Raw genomic sequence first — 21848 nt, 5'->3', positions numbered from 1 at the left:
GGCGCCGATGCCGGCGCCCGCCCCTCGCTGCTTCGTCCCTGGGGTGCTTCTGAGGCGTAAAGAGCCCGGAACCCCCAACGCTTTTCCTAGCGCCGGACGTTGGCGCTCAACACGCCACGGCGGGCGGTACGGGCTCGCAAGTTTCATTGCCGATCCCCACCACTCTTATGAAGGCCTCATGTGAGGTACCGGTGCCGTCTCGGATTCGCACCCCAACTTGGTGCCCGCCCTCACCCGTGTAGCTGGAAAAGGTGTCGCCCGTCGCGACGTGAACGCCATCCAGGAACCAGTCAAAGTTGTAGGGGAGCTGGCCCCCCTGACCGGAAGCGGTCCACGTTCCCCCACCCTGGCTGGCGTACACCAGACTCGGGCCGCTGATCGAAACCAGTACGCCATCGACATCCACAGGCATGACGCCGTTCCTGACCACCATGGCAGCGTCGGTCACCTCTGCCAGAAGATTGAAATCCTGTGTGCCGGTTGCACCGGTATAGGTGGAGCCGTTTCCGACCCAGGTCCCATCGCGGTACCAGTTGTACGTGTACGGCGCAATACCGCCGGACGCAATGGCGCTCCATGTGTGCGTCGTATTGTTCAGCGGAATCGTCGGACCACCGACCGATGCCCGCATTCCCGAGCCCGTGTAGGTGATCTGTACCTGGCCGAACGGGTCCTGAGCGCTGGCCTCGACCGCGTTGTTTGTTACGGCAAAGATGCCGTAGTCGAACTTGTTGTTCAAATTAAACCCGCCATAATCTCCTGTGGCGGCCTTGTAGGTCGTTCTCGGCACAGCCCCATACCGGCCTCCGTCGTTCACAAATCGGAACAACCTGCGCACCAGCAATTCGCGCTCCGAGTTTTGCATTACGACTTCCGCGTACGTGAAGTCTGGCGCGCCGTTGTCGAATATGCGAGCGCCCGCGGTCTTTTCCTCACCCCTCGCTCCAATTGGAACGGGACACTTCGAAGGGATAGTCAGCTCGTACTCGAGTTGATACACGTTTGCGCCCTGCGTGTGATCGATGGGGGGACAGTTTTGGAGTTCATCCCCAGTACACGCTGAGAGCACCGCGATCGAGAGCACTGCTCCCAGCACGCGGGCAGGTCCTTTTTTCATGGTTCCTACCTCCCCGCTGGATCGATGACAACCTCGTCGAACGCGGCAATGCGACCGCTGCGAACCCGAACTTCTGCGACTGCTTTCGCGGATGTTCTGCCAGATGGGTCGGACCGGAACACTCCACGGTCGGACCGGGGAGTCGAGGCGGCAGGAACGAACAACGTCCCCCCCGGGCCGACGTACAGAGTCCGGGCCGATACTCGCCGATCACCCTTTGCCTCCTTCAGCGGAACCGCTCGGTCCAGTGACACTTTCCAAAGGGCCGTCGCGGGATGTTCGCGAACCCCGCGCAGGATCAACTCGGGTACCTCCTCCGTGCGCCCACCGGTGAGTCGTCCGACCCGCTCGACGGCTTCCTCAGGTTGGATCGGCTGAAAGCCCGCGTTGGGCACCGATGAAATGGCGAGTTCGAAGAACTCGTCGCCACCCACGGCGGGTAGACTCAGCTTGCCATTCTTTTCGACACGCACGTCAGTGCTGTACGCAGAGACCGCGACCAGCAATACGGGAGTCGATCCGGACACGAGCCGGACGAGATAGTATGGCCCGAAACTCCGCCGGTACGCCGGGTGGTACCCTTCCGGGAAGATGTCGTACGGTGTCTCCGCATAGAAAATTCTTGAGTCTATCCTGAGGGACCGCACGTCGATGGATGCCCCCCTGTCCTGTTCCCATCCCCCCAGGAACGATGGAGCGAACGTACGAACGTTCGCCAGAGCGAGCTCTCCTGCACGTTCCGCGGTGATGATTGGAACGCCCGTAGGGCTGGCCGCCGCGGCGAGCGTAAACCGACCTTCGCTACCCAGGTTCCGCGCCGCATCGCCGGCGACGAACTCCGCCACGCGGAGAGCAACGGCAGGTGTGTCGGTGACAAGAGGCTGGATCCTATCACACCCGCCGAGGAGCGCGACGCCCAAGTACGTCGCGGCGGCCTGCCGCGACAGCCACCGGACCCGAATTCCAGACGGTAATGATCCGAACGCCTTCCCCGTCTGAGGCATGTTGCCGTCCCTGGTTGTTGGTGTGATTTCCGAGCCAGCTTAGCGCAACTGGATGTTGCTCCGTCGAGGAGTAACGCGGTGGAGCGCGCACTTAATGTCATCTTATGCTAGCGCGACGTCAAGAGGCTTCCGCCGCCAAACGCAGGGCGCCGATTTGAGGTCCCATCGTTGCACATCCGCTTGGCGGGACGACGGGTGTTTGCTCCCCCGGGTTTGCTGACGGAGCCCGATGGAGCGCATGTAGATGGTGAAGACAGGAGGAACTCTCTCTGCCCACTGGAACTCGCGAGTAGAAAGTGCGAGCTGGCGATATAGCTGAGACTATGGTGCCGGGCATTCCGGGGCGGGGGGCGTAGCGGATCGTCGGTTGAGCGGCGCTCATTCTTTCGTTATACTGCGTCACACCGTACACTTCGGGCATACGCTACAACCGCCGGCGGGCCACCGCCGCGCGACCGTCCCACCCACCGGCCAGCCCCGGCGCCTTCCCCCACGCGGGATACCCACCCGGCGCCCCCCTCCAGCCAAGGATGGCGAGCGATGAACCAGGTCCTCATCTTCGACACGACGCTGCGCGACGGCGAGCAGTCGCCCGGCGCCACCATGACGCCCGCCGAGAAGCTCCGCATGGCGCACCAGCTCGATGCGCTCGGCGTGGACGTCATCGAAGCGGGATTCCCCATCAGCTCCCCCGACAACTTCCTCGGCGTGCAGCAGATCGCGGCCGAGGTGCGGCGCCCCGTCATCGCGGCGCTGGCCCGCTCCAGCGACCTGGACATCGACCGCGCCGCGCGCGCGCTGGAGCATGCCGAGCGGGGGCGCATCCACGTCTTCATCGCCACCTCTGACATCCACCTGGCCCACAAGCTGTGCATCACGCGCGAGCAGTGCCTTGAGCGCGCGGTGGCGGCGGTGGAGCGGGCGCGGCGCTACTGCGAGGACGTGGAGTTCAGCGCCGAGGACGCCACGCGCACCGACGTGGGCTTCCTGTGCCAGGTAATGGAGGCCGCCATCGCGGCGGGCGCCACCACCGTCAACATCCCGGACACGGTGGGCTACACGCACCCGGCCGAGTACCGCGCCATCATGGACACCCTCTTCTCGCGGGTGAAGGGGATCGAGCGCGCGGTGGTGAGCGTGCACTGCCACAACGACCTGGGGCTGGCCGTCGCCAACACGCTGGCCGCGGTGGAGGGCGGCGCGCGGCAGGTGGAGTGCACCATCAACGGCATCGGCGAGCGGGCGGGGAACGCGGCGCTGGAGGAGTTCGTGATGGCGCTGCGGGTGCGCGGCGATTCGTACCCGTTCCACACCGGCATCAACACGGGCGAGATCTACCGCGCCAGCCAGCTCCTGACGCACCTTACCGGCATCCATCCGCAGCCCAACAAGGCGATCGTGGGCAAGAACGCCTTCGCGCACGAGGCGGGGATCCACCAGGACGGCGTCATCAAGAACCCGCTGACCTACGAGATCATGACGCCGCAGATGGTGGGCGTCCCCAGCAACGCGCTCGTGCTGGGGAAGCACTCGGGCCGCGCGGCCCTCGGCCAGCGCTTCCGCGAGCTGGGCTACGAGCTGGATGCGGACGGGCTGGACCGCGCGTACGGCTTCTTCAAGCTGCTCTGCGACCGCAAGAAGACGGTGCTGGACGAGGACCTGATCGCCATCCTGCACCACGGCAACATCGAGGACGCCCCGCAGCGCTTCCACCTGCGCGAGCTGTACGTCGTCTGCGGAACGCGCCGCTCGGAGGCGCGGGTGCGCATCGATGACGACGGGCGCGAGTGCGAGGCTACCTGCGAGGGTGACGGGCCGCTGGCGGCGTCGTTCGGCGCGCTGGAGGGGCTGGTTCCCTTCCACGTGGAGCTGCAGGAGATGGAGGTGCACAGCGCCACCCCCGGCGGCGACGCGGTGGGCGAGGTGTCGCTGCGCGTGCGGGTGGATGGAAAGGTGCTGACCGGCACCGCGGCCAGCACCGACGTGGTCGATGCCGGCGTGCGCGCGTACCTCAACGCGCTCAACAAGGCCGCGCAGATCCACGCGCTGGAAGCAAAGGCGCTGGAAGACTCGAGCTACCTGTGGGGAGTTTGATGGGACCGCGCACCCTCTTTCAAAAGATCTGGGACCAGCACCTGGTCCGCCCCGAGACGCCGTCCACCCCCGCGGTGCTGTACGTGGACCTGCACCTGGTGCACGAGGTCACGTCGCCGCAGGCCTTCAGCGAGCTGCGCGAGCGCGGGCTCAAGGTGAGGCGGCCGGACCGGACCATCGCCACGATGGACCACTCCACCCCCACCATCCCGCGCCCGGCCGACGGCACCATTCCCGTGGCCGATCCGCAGGCGGCGGCGCAGCTGAGGCAGCTGGAGCAGAACTGCCGCGACTTCGGCGTCCCGCTCCTGGCGCTGGGGGACGAACGACAGGGGATCGTGCACGTGATCGGGCCCGAGCAGGGGCTCACGCAGCCGGGGATGACCATCGTTTGCGGCGACTCGCACACCAGCACGCACGGCGCATTCGGGGCGCTCGCGTTCGGCATCGGTACGTCGGAGGTGGGGCACGTGCTGGCCTCGCAGTGCCTGCTGCAGAGCCGCGCGCGCACCATGGAGGTGCGGGTGGACGGCCGGCTCGCCCCAGGCGTCTCGGCCAAGGACATCATCCTGGCGGTGATCGCGCGCATCGGCGTGGGCGGCGGCACGGGGTCGGTGGTGGAGTACACGGGCGAGGCGATCCGCGCGCTCTCCATGGAGGAGCGCATGACGGTCTGCAACATGAGCATCGAGGCGGGCGCCCGCGCCGGGCTCGTCGCCCCGGACGACACCACCTTCCAGTACCTCGCCGGCCGGCCCTTCGCGCCCCAGGGCGAGGCGTGGGACCGGGCGGTGGCCGCATGGCGCGCCCTACCCACCGATGAGGGCGCCGAGTACGACCGGGTCGTCACCCTGCACGCGGACGAGCTGGCGCCGATGATCACCTACGGCACGCACCCGGGGATGGGGATGCGCATCGATGACCGCGTCCCCGATCCGCGCGACGTGGACGATCCCGGCCAGCGCAGCACGCTGGAGAAGGCGCTGCGCTATATGGACCTCGTCGCGGGCGAGCCGCTTCTGGGCCGCAAAGTGGACGTGGTGTTCCTGGGTAGCTGCACCAACTCGCGCATCTCCGACCTGCGCGCGGCGGCGGGGGTGATGCGCGGGCAGCGGGTGGCGCCGGGGGTGCGCATGCTGGTGGTGCCCGGCTCGCAGCAGGTGAAGCAGCAGGCCGAGGCGGAGGGGCTGGACCGCGTATTCCGCGACGCCGGCGCCGACTGGCGCGAGTCGGGGTGCTCCATGTGCATCGCCATGAACGGCGACCAGCTGGCGCCGGGCGAGTACGCCGTCAGCACCAGCAACCGCAACTTCGAGGGGCGGCAGGGGAAGGGCGGGCGCACCTTTCTGGCCTCCCCCCTCACCGCCGCGGCCACCGCCGTGCGCGGAGTGATCGCCGACGCGCGGGAGTTCGTATGAGCATCGAGCCGATCCGCGCCTTCACCTCGCGCATGGTGGCGCTCCCGGTGGAGAACGTGGATACCGACCAGATCATCCCCGCGCGCTTCCTCAAGGTCACCGACAAGGCCGGCTTGGGCGAGGGCCTGTTCGCCGACTGGCGCTACGGGCCCGACGGCGCTCCGGAGCCCGGCTTCATCCTCAACCGCCCGGAAGCGCGCGGCGCGCAGGTGCTGGTGGCGGGCGACAACTTCGGCTGCGGCTCGTCGCGCGAGCATGCGCCGTGGGCGCTGGCCGGCTTCGGCTTCCGCGCGGTGATCAGCACCTTCTTCGCGGACATCTTCCGCAACAACTCGCTCAAGAACGGCCTCCTCCCCATCGCGGTGGACGAGGCCGCGCACCGCCGCCTCATGGCGCTGGCCGCGGAGGGTGGCGAGATCACCGTCGACCTCGCCAGCCAGACCGTCACCCTTCCCGACGGTGAGGCCGTGGCGTTCCCCATCGAGCCCTTTGCCAAGCACTGCCTGCTGAACGGCGTGGACCAGCTCGGGTTTCTGGTGGGGGTGGGTCCGGAGATCGAGCGATACGAGGCGGAGCATCCCGCCCCCGTCTCGACCGTGGGCGCCTGAATGCACGCGACGATCGCGGTGCTCGCCGGTGACGGGATCGGGCCGGAGGTGGCGGCGGAGGGGGTGCGGGCGCTGCGGGCGGTCGCGGAGCGGTGGGGCCATCGCTTCGAATTCCGCGAGGCGCTCGTGGGCGGCTGCGCCATCGACGCCACCGGCAGCCCTCTCCCCGACGACACGCTCGCCCTCTGCCGCGATGCCGACGCCGTGCTCCTCGGCGCCGTCGGCGGGCCGAAGTGGGACGACCCACAGGCAGAGGTGCGCCCCGAGCAGGGGCTCCTGGGGCTGCGCCGTGGCCTGGGCCTCTTCGCCAACCTGCGCCCCGTTGCCGTGCGCGAGGCGCTGATCGGCGCCTCTCCCCTGCGCCCGGAGCTGCTGCGCGGGGTGGACCTGCTGGTGGTGCGCGAGCTCACCGGCGGCATCTACTTCGGCGACAAGACGCGCGAGAAGCGGGAGGACGGCAGCGAGCGCGCCACCGATCTGTGCGCGTACGAGACGCTGGAGGTGGAGCGGGTGGTGCGCGCGGCGGCCGCATTCGCGCGGGCGCGGCGCGGACGGCTCACCTCGGTGGACAAGGCCAACGTGCTGGAGACCTCTCGGCTGTGGCGCGCGGTGGCGTCGCGCGTGGTGGCGGAGGAGTTCCCTGACGTGACGCTGGAGCACATGCTGGTGGACGCCTGCGCCATGCACCTCCTCCGCCGCCCCGGCGACTTCGACGTGATCGTCACCGAGAACATGTTCGGCGACATCCTGACCGACGAGGCGTCGATGCTCGCCGGCTCCATGGGCGTGCTCCCCTCCGCCTCGCTGGGCGCTGTGCGAGCCGGCGCCGCCACGCAGCCGGGCCTCTACGAGCCGATCCACGGCTCGGCGCCGGACATCGCGGGCCAGGGCGTCGCCAACCCGCTCGGCACCATCCTCAGCGCCGCCCTCCTCCTGCGCCACTCCCTCGCCCTCCCCGCCGAAGCCGCCGCCCTGGAAGCCGCCGTCGACCACGTCCTCGCCCGCGGCCTCCGCACCCGCGACCTCGCCGAGCCGGGGCAGCCCTGGGTGCGGACAGAGGAAATGGGGCGCGCGGTGGCGGAGGCGCTGGCGGTTGCGCGGGAGGACGTCACGGTAGCGTAGTCGGTCGGGGATTCTGGATCTGAACCGGCTGCACCCAACACACAACGGCCCGCCACCCCGAGAGGGCGGCGGGCCGTCGTTCGTCGGCCGATTCGGTCCAGCCTGGGGGACCCCTACGGTCGTGCAACGGTGTGTTGGCAGCGGTGGGCGCCGTCCGCCGACCTGCGAAGCACGCGATCACCCGAACAAGGCCATCTCCCTTTATGCCGCTCAGGGGCAGGCTGCGAGCGCACCCACTGGATCTCGGCCGCAAGATACCGCGGAAGATTTGCAGTCGATACCCGCGCCAGCACCTGCCGTGCGGCTGGGTCGCCGACATACAGAAGCGAAACCGCCACGTTGAACTTTTGATGTCGCGAGGAAGGATTGGCAACGATGTCCAGTAGGCGCTCCCGTGCCGCCGCGTTGGCCGCATGCCGCGCGAGTCCATAGAGTGCCATCAGTTGAACCTGGTCGTTGGAATCCTTGGAGAAATTGACGAAGAGGGGCACGTACGAAGAATCATCGCTCTCCGCGAGCCACCAGAGCACGGTAGCGGTGTCCCACGGGAGCGGCGCGGCGCGACGGCCCACCAGCCACTCCGCGTACCGGCGGATTACCTGCGTATCAGAAGCAACCGCAAGCCGCACACGCACCGGGATCGCACCGACTCCGTGATACTGCTGGGTGGCAAAAGCGTCCACGTTCGGTTTCTCGGGACGCGCTTGTGTCCGCACTGGGTGGGGGGATGAAATCGCTACAGGTGTGATTGGCGAATCATCTCCTGGATTCGCGCCGTCGCCCGTGCTGCAACCCGCGATGGTCAGCACGACGAGCACGGTTCGCGCGGTGGCACTTACCATGGAAACGCTGCGAAAACGTCTACCACGTCCTGAAGCTGATCGCGCCGCGCACAATCGCGCTCGGGTCGAACACCCTCTGTCAGGTAGACCCCCGGTTCGGCTGCTGTTCACGGGATTAATCTCGACCGTCGAGTACTCGCAGTGCGTCTTCATGCTCCCTACGCTGCGACAGGGATCTCACGAAGTGCGGCGAGTGTGCGCCGGGCCCGGTCCGGATTCACCCACGACATCCCCATGTTCTCGAGGATGATCGATGCGAGATGGCGCTCGATCTCGGCGTCGGATGCGCCGGAGCGTAGCAGCTGTGCGACGTTCGGGGCGTAGCTGGTGTACTCGTCGCGGGCTTCCGGAGCATCGTTGACGCCGATCGGGTCCCACACCTCCCATAGCACTGAATCGACCTGGGCGGTCAGCGCCTGATCGTGTTCTCCGTCCATTGCCTGAGTCTCCTCGTTGATCGGGAATGCGCAGGCTTTAGCCGTGGGTCGCGGAAGACGCCCGCCAGAGCCGGGCCGCTCCGATCGCGTAGCAGAGGCCCAGCCCGACGCAGATGGCGGAGCTGACCACCATGAAAGTCATCTTCGCCCGCAGCTGATTCGTGTACACGTCGTCCACGAACAGAACGACGGGAACGCCCAGGATGCCGCGGGCGAGGTACACCGCGGCGATCGTCGTGAGGGCGACACGCAGGAGGGGGAGGCGGCGGATCAGCCCCGCGCCCGAGAACGCGTAGAGCGCCCACACGGCAAGGATGGCGGCGAGGCAGGCCGTGATGACGGTGGGGTAGATGGAACCGCGGGCGGCGAGCCGCGCCATTCGCTCGCCCGCTCCAAAGAAGCGGTACCAGTCGGGCCCGCCGATGATGATCGCGACGTGCAGCAGGGCCGCGACGCCCGTGAGCGATCCTCCCAATACCAGCAAGCGGTCACCCGCCTGCGATGGGTTTTCTGATGGCCGGCCTTGCTTTGGCCCATCTTCAGACCCTGGGCGAGAGGGCCTGCGGGCGGCACCTGGCTGACCGCCAGTCCAGATCGCGCTCGGCACCGCCGGGTCGGCGTCCGCCCAGCGTTGGGCCTCGGCGATCACGTGGGCCGTGTTCGGGCCTTCGACGTAGTCGCACTCCGCGCTGTTGCCTTCCCAGAGATAGCACCACGGCATCAAGTCCGCGGGATGATCCAGCGGGCTGATGACCCGGCTGTGGATGTACTCGGTGGCCGTGTCGGCATCCAGCTCGCCGCTAAGCAACGCGCGGCATACCACGTAGATGTAGGCACGCCGCAACGCTTCACCCCCCGGCGCGAGCAGCCCGAGCTCACGCGCCGCTCTCCGCGCGAGGAAAACGATGGCGTGGGTGTCCGCTTCGATGGGAAGCAGCCCCGCCAGGACGCGAAGCGAGGGGGTGTCATATCCAGCGACAAGCATGTCGACAGCCCAGTCGGCCAGCGCCATTGCTGGCTTGCCGCCTGACTCAACCGCCATGAGCCCCCCGATGAGCCGATCACGATATTCTGGCGTCACAGTGGTTTCACGCGATCAAGAGATGGCTGAACGAAGACGGGTGCGGATGAACTTAAGCGGATGAGCGGTTGGGGCCCACATCGCGTGCAGCCGACGGCCCGGCGCCGGGGGCGCTCCCGGGGCGCAGCCGCTCGCGGTAGCTGTCTACGCTCTGCCCCTGGCATTCGGCCGGATGGACGTTGAGCAGACCCCTCCACTCGCCCACCGCCTGATCGTCGAGCAGCACGTCGGGCTTCGGCAGGAACGCTTCGAAGCACTCCTCCAGACCCACCTCGGCGGCACTCTGCCGCGCGTACTCTCCACCGCCGGAGCTCCAGCAATATAGCACTGCCCGCTGCGCATGAAGTTCCCGCACGTGCTGTATGGCGGCCGGGATCGGCATCCGCTTGTGTCCCGCGGAACGGATCAGCGTGTCGTCGATGTCGACATACACGATCAGCGGGCGGGTCGGCGTCATCGGGTATGGCTCGGTGAAGGGGCTTGGCCAGCCGGAAGCGGACGAGCCCGGATGCTGATCCGCAACGCACCGACTCGGGTGCCGACGTGGAAGGTGCTCTGCACGGAAAGCAGGTGGTTTCCGCGATCGAGAGCGTGCATGCTCCCGAGCTGCTCCCGGTACCGCCAGCCCGCCTGGGGCAGAGTTGCGTGGAGGTACTCCTGCCGCTCCGTGGGCGTGGCAAAGGTGATGAACCGCTGCGACTGCGCATGCGCGGATTCCACGCGAACGGTGCGCGGAGGCAGAGGGATGGTGTACGCCCCGCCAGCCGTCGAGAAGAGGGCTGCGCCGGTTGGAGAGCCGAAGGCAGTGCCGCCGAGACGCAGTGTCTCCACCGGATTGCTGCCCCCGAGGTGCGCGGGAGTGGCGCGGAGCACCGCAACGGCAAAAGTCCAGGCCTCAGAGGGGTTCAGCGGCCGCCGCGCGAAGCCGGAGAGAAGGGCATAGGCACCGAGGGTTACACTGAAGGCAATGTACAGCAGGCGGCGTAGCGTGTGTAGGCTCATGCGCGAGGGACTCCAGGATCAGGACGCCTGCGGCTCGTCGGGGCCAACGGAGACACGGAAGCACGGCGAGATCGAAACCCTTTTCGTTTCTCTTATCAGTTTCCTCTGCGGCTCTGTGTGAGGCCGTTTGTTTCTGCTTTTTCTCTCCTGCGTCTCTGCGTGAGACAGGCTGGTCAGAATGCAAACAGGTTTCCTCGGGATGGTACGGGACCGCCCCGCCGTTGGCTGGCGCTCAGCCACCGGTCCGCACCGCACCGCCCGCGGCTGCCCCCTTGACCTCCACCACGTTTGCCCCCGCGTCGCGGCCGATGAGCTTGCGGTAGGGGTCGATGCCGGCGCGCGTGGGGGGGCGGGGGACGGTGACGGTGATGGTCTGCGCGCCGCTGCGGACGCGGTGTCGGCGGAGGTAGAGCGGCTCGCCGGGGGCGCCGTCCTTTTGCGGGCCCGCAAAGACGCCGATCTCGACCAGGTCGTTCATCGGGATCTCCGTTTCGCGGCCGATGCTGTCGGCGCGGACCTTGGTTGCGGTGACCTGGAGCGTGACGCGGTACTGGCCGGTGCCCGTGGGCTCCACGCGCGCCTCGCCGGCGCGCACGCTGGTCAGCACCACGTCTTCGAAGAGGTCGCGCAGCAGGGGGTGCAGCGAGTCCGGGGTGACGGCGCGCAGCTCCGCGTACAGGTCACGCGAGGTGGGGTAGGGCGGCACGCCGGCGCGATGCTTGTTGAGGAAGGCGCGCAGGGCGGCGTTCACGCGCGCCTCGCCGATGTGGTCGCGCAGCGTGTACATGGCCACGGCGCCCTTGTGGTAGTACAGGTAGCTCTGGTTCTCCACGTCCAGCAGGGGGACTTCGCGGTTGGTGTAGACGCCACGGCCCTGGAGGTAGCGCTCCAGCTCGTACTCGTAGAAGCGGCGGACCTGTTCCAAACCCAGCTCCTTCTCCATCACCATCATGGAGCTGTACTGCGCCAGTGTCTCGGTGAGGATGGAGGCACCGCGCACACGCGCGCCGAACACCTGGCCGCCCCACCACTGGTGCGCCGTCTCGTGCGCGGTCACGAAGAAGGGGCGGTCCACGTCGCCCTCGTAGACGCGCGTGAGGAAGGCGCTCCCCTCCGAGTAGGCGATGGTGTGCGGGTGCGCGCGGGCGAAGCTGGCGTAGCGCGGAAACTCCACCACGCGCAGCTCCCTGAACTGGTAGGGGCCGAAGTGGGTGCTGTTGTATTCCAGCGCCGCCTTCATACCGCGGAGCATCCGCTGCACGTTGAAGGTGTGCGTCGGGTGATGGTAGACGCGCAGCGCGACAGCCTGCCCTGAGCTTGCCGAAGGGTCCCTCCAGCGGTCCTCCGCCACCGCGTACTCGGCGGATAGGACGGGTGCGTTGAAGGGGAGCGGCCCGTCCATGCGGTAGTGGAAGTAACGCCGGCCGTTCTCCATCCACTCGCGCTGCAGGGTGCCGGGGGTGATGGCGATCTGGTCGCGGTCGGTGCCGACGACGGCGTCGATGTGCACTAGGTCCACGTTGCGGATACCCCAGCGGGATTGGAGCGCGCCCGCGTCGTCCGCCGCGGGCGTGGGACGGATCGGGGGGAGGCCGTGCTCCCGGCGCGCCTTCTCGTCGCTCAGCTCGCCGGCCGGCTGGTAGCCGATCAGCGGCAGCCAGCGGGCGTCGAAGTAGGCGCCGTTCCGCGCCACGTCGGTGGGGATGCCGCTGTTGGGGAAGCCGCGCGGCCGGAATCCCACGTCGAACGCCAGGTGCAGCGAGTCGCCGGGCCGCAGCGGGCGCGCGAGGGCGTAGATGTGGTACTGCGCCCGGTCGTCCCGCAGCACGCGCCTGGCCGGGCGGTCGAAGCCGATGGAGCGGACGCGGATCTCCGGCGCGACGGCGACGTGCACCGAGTCGATCGCCCGTGCCGTCAGGTTGACGAGGCGGTAGGTGCCGCGCAGGTCGGCGGCGCCCTCGTCCGGGTAGATCTCTACGCGCAGCTTGGCGGCGGTCAGGCGGGGCTGCGGAAGGGCGTCGAAGCGGCGGTAGCGGCGTTCGTACTCCGCCTGCACCTCGCCCTGCTCAAAGGGCGTGCGGTAGTCGTTAAGGATGTTGGTGTTGTAGAAGATGAAGCCGCCCAGCGCCAGCACCAGCATCGCCGCCAGGGCGCCCGCGCGCACCACGGTGCCGGTGACCCGCGAGCGCGCCTCGGCCACGCGCGTGCGCACGCTCCACTCCCGTCCGCGCACCCACGCGAGGTTCGCGGCGAGGGCAAAGAGGAGCGCCCAGGCCGCCCAGTACAGCTTGAACCAGACGAAGGGCGCCACGAACGGGCCGAATCCGTTCATGTCGGAGTACACCCAACCCGGATCGGAGCCGTAGACCAGCAGGTTGTGCTGCACGCCGAAGCTGCCGGCGAAGACGGTGAAGAGGTAGTACAGCACCACCACTAAGTGCCCGAGGTACTTCTGGTTCACGATCGCGTGCACCGCCATCGCCAGCGCCGCGATGAGGACGTAGTCGATCAGCTTCATCCCGAAGAGGATGCGCAGGTAGAGCCCGAGCTCGTGGCGGTGGTAGCCGCGGAGCGCCTGCAGCAGCACGCCCGACCCCATCAGCACCGCCTGCAGGATCACGATCATCGCCACGAGCGCCAGGAAGCGTCCCAGCAGCGCCACCCACCCCCGCACCGGCGCGGCATCGGCGATCTCGCTCACGCGCACGTCGCGCTCCCGCCACACCATCTCGCCCGCGAAGAGCGCGATCAGCACGGCCACGATGGGTGCGGCCGCGCCGGTTAGCACGTCCACCGCGATGAGGTGGGTGACGGGCCAGGTGGAGGTGCCGAAGATCAGGTCCCCCACGTCCCACCCCACCACGAAGACGAAGACCACCGCCCCCGCCGCGATGGCGAGGAAGGCGCGGCTCCGCGCGATCTCCCCCAGCGCGCGCCGAGCGACCTCGATCGTCTGCTCCACGCGCATGCGCGCCCCGAACGACCTCTCGACCGCCGGAACCACGATGGGGCCCGTCCTGAGCACCGGGGCGTCCGCCACCTTGCGCCGCCTCCTGCGGCCGGGTGCGCCGCCCGGGTGGGCGAAGCGGAAGCGGTGGTGGAGCAGCGCCAGGATCGCCATCGCGACGCCGAGCCAGAGGAGCCGGTTCCACAGCAGGATCGCCGGGAAGCCGATCGCCTGCGAGTCGCGCTGCACCGGCGTCCAGTAGCGCGTGATCCCCTCCACCACCTGCACGCCGAACGGATCAGCCAGCGCCGCCAGCGTCGACGCGCCGAGATCGCCCGCCATCTCCCCCGCAAAGGTGTAGGCGATGAAGAGCGCGACGCCGCCGAGGAAGGCGGGAAGGATCTGCCGGCCGAGCGCCGCGACGGAAAAGAGCACCGCCGCGGTGAGGACCAGGTTGGGGAGGAGGAAGAGGAGGTACGCCTGTACGTACGCGCCCGGCCGCATGGGCCCGAACATCTGCGGGTCCATGTACGGCATGCTCGCGCCGATCAGCTGTCCGAGCGGCACGCCCAGCAGGAGCACCGCGTTGACCGCAAGCGCGCCCAGGAAGCGCCCGCCCAGGTACTCCGCCTTGCGCGTGGGCGTGGTGAAGACCAGCGGATGCATCCCGGACGAGAAGTCGCGCGTGGCCGCGTCGCCAAAGAGCGCGGCCGTCACCAGCATCCCCAGCGTGCCGGTCATGCCGGAGATGATCGTGACCCTTTCCGGCGAGTTCATCCAGCTGCTGCTGCCGTTGATCATGTGCAGCATCAGGAATGGCACCCCCAGCAGGAGCGCCGCGTAGATCCAGGTCGACAGGCTGCGCAGCCGGTACTCGATCTCGAAGCGGAAGACCTCGCCCATCCTCACGATGCCACCTCCGCGCGGCGGCCGTGGTGGCGCCCCATGACGCTGAAGTAGACGTCCTCCAGCCCCGGCTCCACCGGCTCGAACCCCGCTCCGGGCGACGCATCGCCGTACACGTGCACCACGGTGCGCCCCGCCAGCAGCCGCGTGGAGATCACCGCGTGCCGCCGCTCCACCTCCGGCAGCTCGTCGCGCGAGACGACCCGCCGCCAGATCCGGCCGCGCAGCTCCTGCACGCTGCGCAGCGGCTCGGCCTCCAGCAGGATCTCGCCGCGGTCGATGATGGCCATGCGGCTGCACAGCTCCACCACGTCCTCCACGATGTGGGTGGAGAGGATGACGATGCTGTTCTCGCCCAGCTCGCTGAGCAGGTTAAGGAAGCGCACGCGCTCCGCCGGGTCCAGCCCCGCGGTGGGCTCGTCTACTATGATCAGCTTCGGATTCCCCAGCAGCGCCACCGCCACCCCGAAGCGCTGGCGCATCCCGCCGGAGAATCCGCCCAGCTTTTCGCGCCGCACGTCCCACAGGTTGGTCTGGCGGAGGAGCGCCTCCACCACCTCCTTCCGCGCCGTTCGGGGGATTCCTTTGAGCACCGCGAAGTGCTCCAGCAGCCGCTCCGCCCGCACGCTGGGGTACACGCCGAACTCCTGCGGCAGGTAGCCGAGCGTCCTGCGCATCTCGTCCTTGTTGCGCAGCACGTCCAGCTCGCCCAGGCGGACCGACCCCGAATCCGGCTCCTGCAGCGTCGCCAGCGTCCTCATCAGCGTGGACTTGCCCGCGCCGTTGGGCCCGAGCAGCCCGTACATCCCCAGCGGAATGGTGAGCGTGACGCCGTTCAGGGCATGCACCCCGTTGCCGTACGTCTTGGACAGGTCGCGGATCTGGAGTTCCATGGAGATGCGAAGCGAGGGGTCAGGGGCGGGGGTGCACCCTGACCGGACGAGCGGAGCAAGTATTTAGTTTCGCGGGAGAACAGCCTCACACAGAGAACACAGAGGGAACAGCGAGCCGCGGGAAAACACCTCTTCCGTTCTTGCAGTTCCCCTCCGTGGCTCTGTGTGAGGCCGCTTTTTGCTTTGGCGAGTGGCTTGCAGAAGACCCGTCGAACGTAGCGACCCCCCACGCATGGAGACGCCTACTTGGACACCGGCACCGCGCGGCGCCCCACGGGGCTGCCCGGACTCGACGAGGTACTGCACGGCGGTCTCATTCCCGAGCGGGCCTACCTCGTACGAGGCGGGCCGGGCACCGGCAAGACGACGCTGGGCATCCACTTCCTCCTGGCCGGCGTGGCGCTGGGGGAGAAGGCGCTGCTCATCACGCTGGAGTCGTCCGAGGCGCAGCTCCGCCTGGACGCGGCGTCGCAGGGGCTGGACCTGTCCGAGATCGCCATCCTGGACCTGAGCCCCACGCGCGAGTTCTTTGCCCAGAACCAGAGCTACGACATCTTCTCGCTGGCCGACGTGGAGCGCGACCCCACCACCCGGCGGATCATCCAGACCATCGAGGAGCTGAAGCCGCAGCGCGTCTTCGTGGACGCGGTCACCACGCTGCGCTACATGGCGAGCGACGCCTTCCAGTTCCGCAAGCAGGCGCTCTCCTTCGTGCGCTACCTGGTGGAGCAGGGCGCCACCGCCATGCTGAGCTCCGAGCCCACCGACAACGTGCCGGACGACGACCTGCGCTTCATGAGCGACGGGATCATCGACCTGGTGATCTCGCCCTCGCACGGGGTGCTGCGGCGGATGCTGTGCGTCACCAAGATGCGCGGGTCGGACTTCGAAGGCGGGCCCCACGCCATGCGCCTCACCGGGCGAGGCATGGAGATCTACCCGCGCCTGGTGCCGGGGTCGCACGAGCGCGAGTTCGTGCACGAGCTGATTCCTTCGGGGATCCCGGAGATCGACGAGATGCTGGGCGGCGGCATCGAGCGCGGCACCATCACCATCCTGAGCGGGCCCAGCGGGGTGGGGAAGACGACGCTCGGCATCCAGTTCATGAAGGAGGCCGCCGCTCGCGGCGAGCGCTCGGTGGTATACGCCTTCGAAGAGCAGCTCAACACCCTGCTCCACCGCTGCGACGCCATCGGCGTGCCGGTGCGCGGGATGGTGGAAGACGGGTCGCTGGCGATCGTGGAGGTGGAGCCCCTTCGCTTTTCGCCGGGCGAGTTCGCGCTCATGGTGCGGCGCGAGGTGGAGGAGAACGGCGCGCGCATCGTGATGCTCGATGGGATCGCGGGCTACCAGCTGACGCTGGCCGGCGACGAGCTGGTGGTGCAGCTCCACGCCCTCGGCCGCTACCTCAAGAACATGGGCGTCACGGTGATCTTCATCAACGAGGTGAAGTCCATCACCGGCGAGTTCCGCGCGACCGAGACGGAGATCAGCTACTTGTGCGACAACCTGATCTTCATGCGCTACCTGGAGGTAAAGGGCGAGCTGCGCAAGGCGATGGGCGTGCTGAAGAAGCGCATGGGCGACTTCACCAAGACGCTGCGCGAGTACGAGATCACCTGCGACGGGGTGCAGGTGGGCCCCCCCCTCACCGGGCTGCGCGGCGTCCTTACGGGCACTCCGGATCGTTGGCGTGAAGAGGGCGGCCTCCCGTGAGCACCGCCCCGCACGACGTCACCACGGCGGAGCTGGACGTGGCGCCGGCCGAGCTCCGCGCCAAACGCATCCTCCTCCTGCTGGACCAGCGGGAGAACGGCTCGCTGCTGGCCGACGAGCTGTCCCGGGACCACACCGTCGTCGTGGCGGACGATGAGGAGGCGCTGGAGCAGGACTTCGACCTGTGCATCGTGGACGGGCGCGCGCTCGACCGCCTGTGGGAGCGCGTGCAGCGGAGAAAGGAGCGCGAACAGCCCGCCCTCCTCCCCGTCCTCCTCATCACCTCGCGTCCGGGGGTGAAGATGGTCACGCGCCAGGTGTGGCGCGGGGTGGACGAGCTGATCATCACCCCCATCGAAAAGCCGGAGCTGCGCGCCCGCGTGGCGATCCTCCTCCGCGCCCGGTCGTTGTCGCTGGAGCTGCGCCGCCAGGGCGAGGAGGCGCGCGCCCTGGCCGCACGCCTGGCCGAGCGCGCGCTGGAGATGGAGCTGCAGGCGGTGCAGCTGGAGACGCAGACGCGCGAGCTGCGCTGGAGCGCCGAGCAGCTCGCGGAGCGCACCGGCGCCGCCGAGGAGGCGAACCGCGTGAAGAGCGAGTTCCTCGCCACCATGAGCCACGAGCTGAGGACGCCGCTCAACGCCATCGGCGGCTACGCGGAGCTGCTGGAGATGGGGGTGCGCGGCCCCATCAACGACCGCCAGCGCGAGGACCTTCAGCGCATCCAGGCCAGCCAGCGGCACCTGCTGGGGCTGATCAACGAGGTGCTCAACTACGCCAAGCTGGAGACGGGCGCCGTCCACTACGAGCTGCGCGACGTTGGCGTGCGCGGGGTGCTCGCGTCGGCGGAGGCGCTGGTGGCGCCGCAGGCGGGGGCCAAGGGGCTGCGGCTGGAGGTGTCGCCGTGCAGCGATGCGCTCACCGTGCGCGCGGACGCGGAGAAGCTCCTCCAGATCCTGGCGAACCTCCTCTCCAACGCCGTCAAGTTCACCCCCTCCGGCGGGCGCGTCACCCTCTGGTGCGGCGAGGCGGGGGGTTGCGTGGTCTTTCGCGTGACCGACACCGGCATCGGCGTCCCCGCGGACAAGCTGGCCGCCATCTTTGAGCCGTTCGTGCAGGTGCGCTCCGACCTCACCCGCACGGCCGAGGGCACCGGCCTGGGCCTCGCCATCAGCCGCGACCTGGCCCGCGCCATGGACGGCGAGCTCGTGGCGGAGAGCGCGGTCGGCGAGGGGAGCACGTTTACGCTGACGCTGCCGCTGGGGTAGGCGTAGCGACCGCCGTGTTCCCCTACGCAGCGCTCTGCCGTACGAGCCTGAAGAGGTATGGCCGGTCACCTCTCCTGAACGAAGCACGAAGCGGCCACGGAGATTCCGTGGCCGCTGTCACGGCAGAGCTCTACGGGCAACGCTCTCCCGGCCTGAACCGGCACCGCTGGTCAGGGCGCGTACGTCGCATCGACACAATCGGGTACTTCAAACCGTAGCGCGCCCGCCTGGCGCAGGTCGCGGAACTGCGCGCGACACGTGCTGGTGTTGGTGGTTACTACAGGGGGCTTCCCCCAGGCTTCGTGGGTGACGGAGTTACTTGTCCGGCGCGTCACTGCCAGCTCATTACTCTCCGCGCTGACCCCAAGCGGTGTCAGGCTGATGTCGTTTTCCTGCCAGAGCAAAGTGGGCGCGCCGCCAGCCACCGGGACGGAGTAAATCCGAACGTCGCGATAGCCGCGGGTGACCGTATAATCCATGCACCGACTCCCCCAATACCCGGTGTCACACGGGGAGTACCAGTTTCCCACCGTCGCCCAGCGCGTGAAAGTTCGGCCGAGCAACACGAAGACCGACTTTCCGGTGGGTGCATACGCGGTTTGAATTTCCAGACGCTCCATGTAGTCGACCCCATGATCCCCCAGCGTAGCGGTGCAGGAGAAATTCCCGGACGAATCCGGCGATTCTCGAATGCACACGTTGCTTCGCGTCTCCGTGAGGGCAGCCGGGAGGGTTCCGATCAACCGCCGATTCCCACCCGGATCTCGCAACGATACCTCCACGTCGGTGATCATCGCAGTGTTGTCAGTTACCACCCCCCCATTGTTCAGCCGCCTGTGTACGACGGATGTGTCCCCGCTGTGATTCACCCCCTGACTGGAGATCTGCGGATCACGGTACACCGAGCGATAGGGGTCTCCGCTCCGAGCCGTGAGCGGAGATGCTTCGCCCCCGAGGAGTGCGGATGCCTGCCAGCCCGCCGCACTCCACTCGAACACTCTGGGGACGCCATTGTTCAGGAAGCGCATGCGCCGCCCGCGGTGAAGGATGTCCCATGGGGCGTACGTCGACGTACCGAAAAGAGATGTTTCGGGGGCGCTGCGCCGTTGCACGGTAAAGCCGGCGTTGTCCATCCACGCGCGATTGCCGCAGAGGCGGGCACCGTTCCTACGGGCCGCGAGTCGCAGGCTCCACCGCGCGTTCGCGGTCGGTGTTCCGCTGACGACGCGCCGGGCACTGTCGGCTCCCTCCACGATCAACTGGCGCACCTGCGCTGGAGAAAGCGTGCGGTCAAAGGAGAGCAGCAGCCCCGCGATTCCGGTGACGTGCGGGGCAGCAAACGAAGCGCCCGAGTCGAGCCGAGGGGTCCCGGTACCGTCGAGTACACCTACATCGACACCGGGCGCCACGACGCTCACCAGATTGTTGCCCTGCTGATTGTGGTTGAACCGGAGTGCTCCCGGCTGGTCCACCGCGCCGACGACGAGTACTCGATCCGGGTAGTCTGTCGCTACGTTCGCCATCCCGGACCACCATGCGTCGATACCGTCGTTTGAGGCGGAGAGTACGAACAGTGGTCTCTGGCCATGTATCGTGTCGGCATAGGCGATCGCATCGCGGAGGTCTGCGTGGACTCTGCGGACTCGCGCACTGTCGGCTTTCGCACTGTCGGGGTGGGGTATGGCAGGCCCGCCGGGGACGCCGTAGGGCAACCGGCCGTGCTGCTGAAGCCAGTACAACGCTGACGAGATGTTGATCACCGACGCGCCATTCGCCGCGGCCGTGACGATGGCTGTTTGGAGCCCCAGCGTGGTAAGCTGGAGATTGGGATTGCTGTTGGAGGTCCCGTATTCGTACATCTGAAGATCGGCGCGCCACATGACTCCCGTGATCTGCGCGTTGTTGTTCCCACGCGCACCCACGATGGAGGCGACGCGCGTCCCGTGGTCCGCGGTGAACGCGCCGAACTGCGCGATGCCGGGGTTCGTCGTGTTGGTCGCCAGATCGCTGACGTTGTGGAAGCCGTTGTCGATGATCGCGACGCGCACCGTGCTGTCGCCTGTTTCACATCCCCAGGCCAGCGGTGCGGCGATCCGCTCCATCCCCCAGTTGTCACCAGCCGCGGAGTCCGCGTCGACCTCCCACTGCGGCCGTTGCCATCCGGTGCCGTCGCCGGGCTTCTCGTACGAGGGGCTGAAGAAGAAGTCTGGACCCGCCGAGGCAACCTGGGGGAACGTGCTGAGCCGCTCGATCGCCGAAACCAGCGGCGCGTCGGTGCCGTCCTCCGGCGCCTTTACGATGTAGATTCCCATGATGGGCGACCCGCCCACCACCTCTCCGCCAACCAGGTCGATGGCGGCTTGCCGCTCCGCTTGGGTGGCGCCGCGGTGAAAGCGGACCAGGACCACGTTGCGCGGGTACGGGCCGGTCGCAAGCCGGCTACCCGCAATCACGTTTGATTCGTGGTAGAGCTCCGCGGGCCTTCCATTCGGCGGCGTAAGCGGAACGGTCGGCGTGGTAGTTACGGCGCGCGTGTGGAAAGTGACGCGGAAGACGGACACGCCCACGGCATCCATCTCGACCCAGCGCACGCGGGAACGTGCCCCCGGGGCCAACACCTGCCGCTGACCTGAGCCGTTGAGGAGGGTATCGTATTTCCAGAGTAGAGCCCCAGGCATGCTCGGTGACGTGGTGGGCACCACCGAATCAGGATTCACGAACTGGAGGGCCGGCGTTTTCGAGCCCTGGGTTATGATCCGAAGGCTATCCCGCCAGCTTACCAAGTGCGCGGGCGGCCCGACGGTGACCGTGCCACGGTTCTCCAGGACGAGCGGTAGGCGGAGACGCCCCTTACGGTCGAGGGTGGCACTACTGTCGACTACCGGCACGAGGGTGCCACCGCAGCCGGGGACGGTGAGCGGCACAACCGTGACCTGCATCTGGCTGCCGATGCGGATCTCGAATTGCGCGCAGCTCTGGATCTGCTCTCCGGCTGCGAGTGCCGCATGCCGTGCTCCAGCTTGTGATGCGGTCGGACTGTCGTCGGCGCAGGCGATACATACGGATGCCAGGGCGGCGATGGAGATCATACGCCAGGGTCCTGTAGGGGTGGGCATTGCGAGTGTCCCAGGTTTTGGGGGAAGGCGGGTCTCGAGAAAGGCACGAGTAAGCGGGCGTCTGTTCGCCACCCCGTAAAGAGGACGGCCAAGTGCTTGCGAGCCACACACGAGCCTGTGGTGCCCCGCAGAGGACGCCTTCGAATGCTGCGGCGGGTCTGAGCGGGTGAGGGTCGAGGAGCAACGCCCCAAAGAGAGGGAACACCCTCCCTAAGAGTTCCCCAGGGGAGATCGAAAGGGTTATCCGCCGATCGTGATCTTCATTGGATCAGCTTTCGGC

15 protein-coding genes are annotated in these 21848 nt (G+C 67.9%); 6 read left to right on the top strand and 9 right to left on the bottom strand.

Translation table 11 applies throughout. The features are described 5' to 3' along the window. Positions 1 to 106: 106 nt before the first annotated feature. A complete protein-coding gene (locus VF584_15635) occupies positions 107 to 865 on the bottom strand; it encodes a hypothetical protein (protein ID HEX8211604.1) in 759 nt (252 codons plus the stop codon). 257 nt (positions 866 to 1122) lie between these two features. Next, positions 1123 to 2121, bottom strand: coding sequence for a hypothetical protein (locus VF584_15630; GenBank protein HEX8211603.1), 999 nt, complete (start codon positions 2119 to 2121; stop codon positions 1123 to 1125). Between the two features lie 540 nt (positions 2122 to 2661). Here VF584_15630 and VF584_15625 point away from each other — a divergent pair. The 4 genes from VF584_15625 to leuB are packed head-to-tail and all read left to right on the top strand — an operon-like array spanning position 2662 to position 7363. Next, on the top strand, positions 2662 to 4215 hold the full coding sequence (locus tag VF584_15625) for a 2-isopropylmalate synthase (GenBank protein ID HEX8211602.1): 1554 nt from the start codon (positions 2662 to 2664) through the stop codon (positions 4213 to 4215). Next, the gene (gene leuC / locus VF584_15620; GenBank protein HEX8211601.1) at positions 4215 to 5633 is read left to right on the top strand and encodes a 3-isopropylmalate dehydratase large subunit; all 1419 of its coding nucleotides are present in this window, start codon (positions 4215 to 4217) and stop codon (positions 5631 to 5633) included. Before VF584_15625 ends, leuC begins: the two co-directional genes overlap by 1 nt. After that, a complete protein-coding gene (gene leuD / locus VF584_15615; GenBank protein ID HEX8211600.1) occupies positions 5630 to 6241 on the top strand; it encodes a 3-isopropylmalate dehydratase small subunit in 612 nt (203 codons plus the stop codon). Before leuC ends, leuD begins: the two co-directional genes overlap by 4 nt. Continuing rightward, positions 6242 to 7363, top strand: a complete 1122-nt coding sequence (gene leuB / locus VF584_15610; protein ID HEX8211599.1) for a 3-isopropylmalate dehydrogenase — start codon at positions 6242 to 6244, stop codon at positions 7361 to 7363. A 113-nt stretch (positions 7364 to 7476) separates the two neighbouring features. On the opposite strand, the gene VF584_15605 is transcribed toward leuB, so the two are convergent. The 6 genes from VF584_15605 to VF584_15580 all read right to left on the bottom strand — a co-directional run bounded on the left by VF584_15605 (position 7477) and on the right by VF584_15580 (position 15471). Continuing rightward, positions 7477 to 8046, bottom strand: coding sequence for a hypothetical protein (locus VF584_15605; GenBank protein ID HEX8211598.1), 570 nt, complete (start codon positions 8044 to 8046; stop codon positions 7477 to 7479). A gap of 317 nt (positions 8047 to 8363) precedes the next feature. Further along, on the bottom strand, positions 8364 to 8642 hold the full coding sequence (locus VF584_15600; protein HEX8211597.1) for a hypothetical protein: 279 nt from the start codon (positions 8640 to 8642) through the stop codon (positions 8364 to 8366). Between the two features lie 37 nt (positions 8643 to 8679). Beyond that, the gene (locus VF584_15595; protein HEX8211596.1) at positions 8680 to 9654 is read right to left on the bottom strand and encodes a hypothetical protein; all 975 of its coding nucleotides are present in this window, start codon (positions 9652 to 9654) and stop codon (positions 8680 to 8682) included. Positions 9655 to 9775: 121 nt separating this feature from the next. Next, positions 9776 to 10180: a DUF705 domain-containing protein gene (locus VF584_15590; protein ID HEX8211595.1), complete on the bottom strand. Its 405-nt coding sequence runs from the start codon at positions 10178 to 10180 to the stop codon at positions 9776 to 9778. 777 nt (positions 10181 to 10957) lie between these two features. Beyond that, positions 10958 to 14575, bottom strand: coding sequence for a M1 family aminopeptidase (locus VF584_15585; protein HEX8211594.1), 3618 nt, complete (start codon positions 14573 to 14575; stop codon positions 10958 to 10960). Positions 14576 to 14577: 2 nt separating this feature from the next. Continuing rightward, entirely contained in the window at positions 14578 to 15471 is an 894-nt protein-coding gene (locus VF584_15580; GenBank protein ID HEX8211593.1) for an ABC transporter ATP-binding protein, read from the bottom strand. A 246-nt stretch (positions 15472 to 15717) separates the two neighbouring features. Between VF584_15580 and VF584_15575 the strand changes: the two genes are divergently transcribed. After that, positions 15718 to 17187 carry an ATPase domain-containing protein gene (locus VF584_15575; protein ID HEX8211592.1) on the top strand — a complete coding sequence of 490 codons (1470 nt, stop codon included), beginning with the start codon at positions 15718 to 15720 and terminating at the stop codon, positions 17185 to 17187. Beyond that, positions 17184 to 18452 (top strand): ATP-binding protein, encoded by a 1269-nt coding sequence (locus VF584_15570; GenBank protein ID HEX8211591.1) that lies wholly within the window; start codon positions 17184 to 17186, stop codon positions 18450 to 18452. The genes VF584_15575 and VF584_15570 overlap by 4 nt, the downstream gene beginning before the upstream one ends. Positions 18453 to 18622: 170 nt before the next feature. On the opposite strand, the gene VF584_15565 is transcribed toward VF584_15570, so the two are convergent. Continuing rightward, entirely contained in the window at positions 18623 to 21541 is a 2919-nt protein-coding gene (locus tag VF584_15565) for a S8 family serine peptidase (protein ID HEX8211590.1), read from the bottom strand. Between the last annotated feature and the right edge of the window lie 307 nt (positions 21542 to 21848).

Origin of the sequence: Longimicrobium sp. (assembly GCA_036389135.1) — a bacterium.
GTDB lineage: Bacteria > Gemmatimonadota > Gemmatimonadetes > Longimicrobiales > Longimicrobiaceae > Longimicrobium.
Note: the sequence above shows the minus strand (reverse complement) of the source record. Positions and strands in the feature narration are given on the sequence as shown.

Coding starts and splice junctions, on each gene's coding strand:
- VF584_15580 (HEX8211593.1), bottom strand. CDS start 15,471: ATGGAACTCCAGATCCGCGACCTGTCCAAGACGTACGGCAACGGGGTG.
- VF584_15625 (HEX8211602.1), top strand. CDS start 2,662: ATGAACCAGGTCCTCATCTTCGACACGACGCTGCGCGACGGCGAGCAG.
- leuD (HEX8211600.1), top strand. CDS start 5,630: ATGAGCATCGAGCCGATCCGCGCCTTCACCTCGCGCATGGTGGCGCTC.
- VF584_15565 (HEX8211590.1), bottom strand. CDS start 21,541: ATGATCTCCATCGCCGCCCTGGCATCCGTATGTATCGCCTGCGCCGAC.
- VF584_15630 (HEX8211603.1), bottom strand. CDS start 2,121: ATGCCTCAGACGGGGAAGGCGTTCGGATCATTACCGTCTGGAATTCGG.
- VF584_15635 (HEX8211604.1), bottom strand. CDS start 865: ATGCAAAACTCGGAGCGCGAATTGCTGGTGCGCAGGTTGTTCCGATTT.
- leuB (HEX8211599.1), top strand. CDS start 6,242: ATGCACGCGACGATCGCGGTGCTCGCCGGTGACGGGATCGGGCCGGAG.
- leuC (HEX8211601.1), top strand. CDS start 4,215: ATGGGACCGCGCACCCTCTTTCAAAAGATCTGGGACCAGCACCTGGTC.
- VF584_15585 (HEX8211594.1), bottom strand. CDS start 14,575: ATGGGCGAGGTCTTCCGCTTCGAGATCGAGTACCGGCTGCGCAGCCTG.
- VF584_15590 (HEX8211595.1), bottom strand. CDS start 10,180: ATGACGCCGACCCGCCCGCTGATCGTGTATGTCGACATCGACGACACG.
- VF584_15595 (HEX8211596.1), bottom strand. CDS start 9,654: ATGGCGCTGGCCGACTGGGCTGTCGACATGCTTGTCGCTGGATATGAC.
- VF584_15600 (HEX8211597.1), bottom strand. CDS start 8,642: ATGGACGGAGAACACGATCAGGCGCTGACCGCCCAGGTCGATTCAGTG.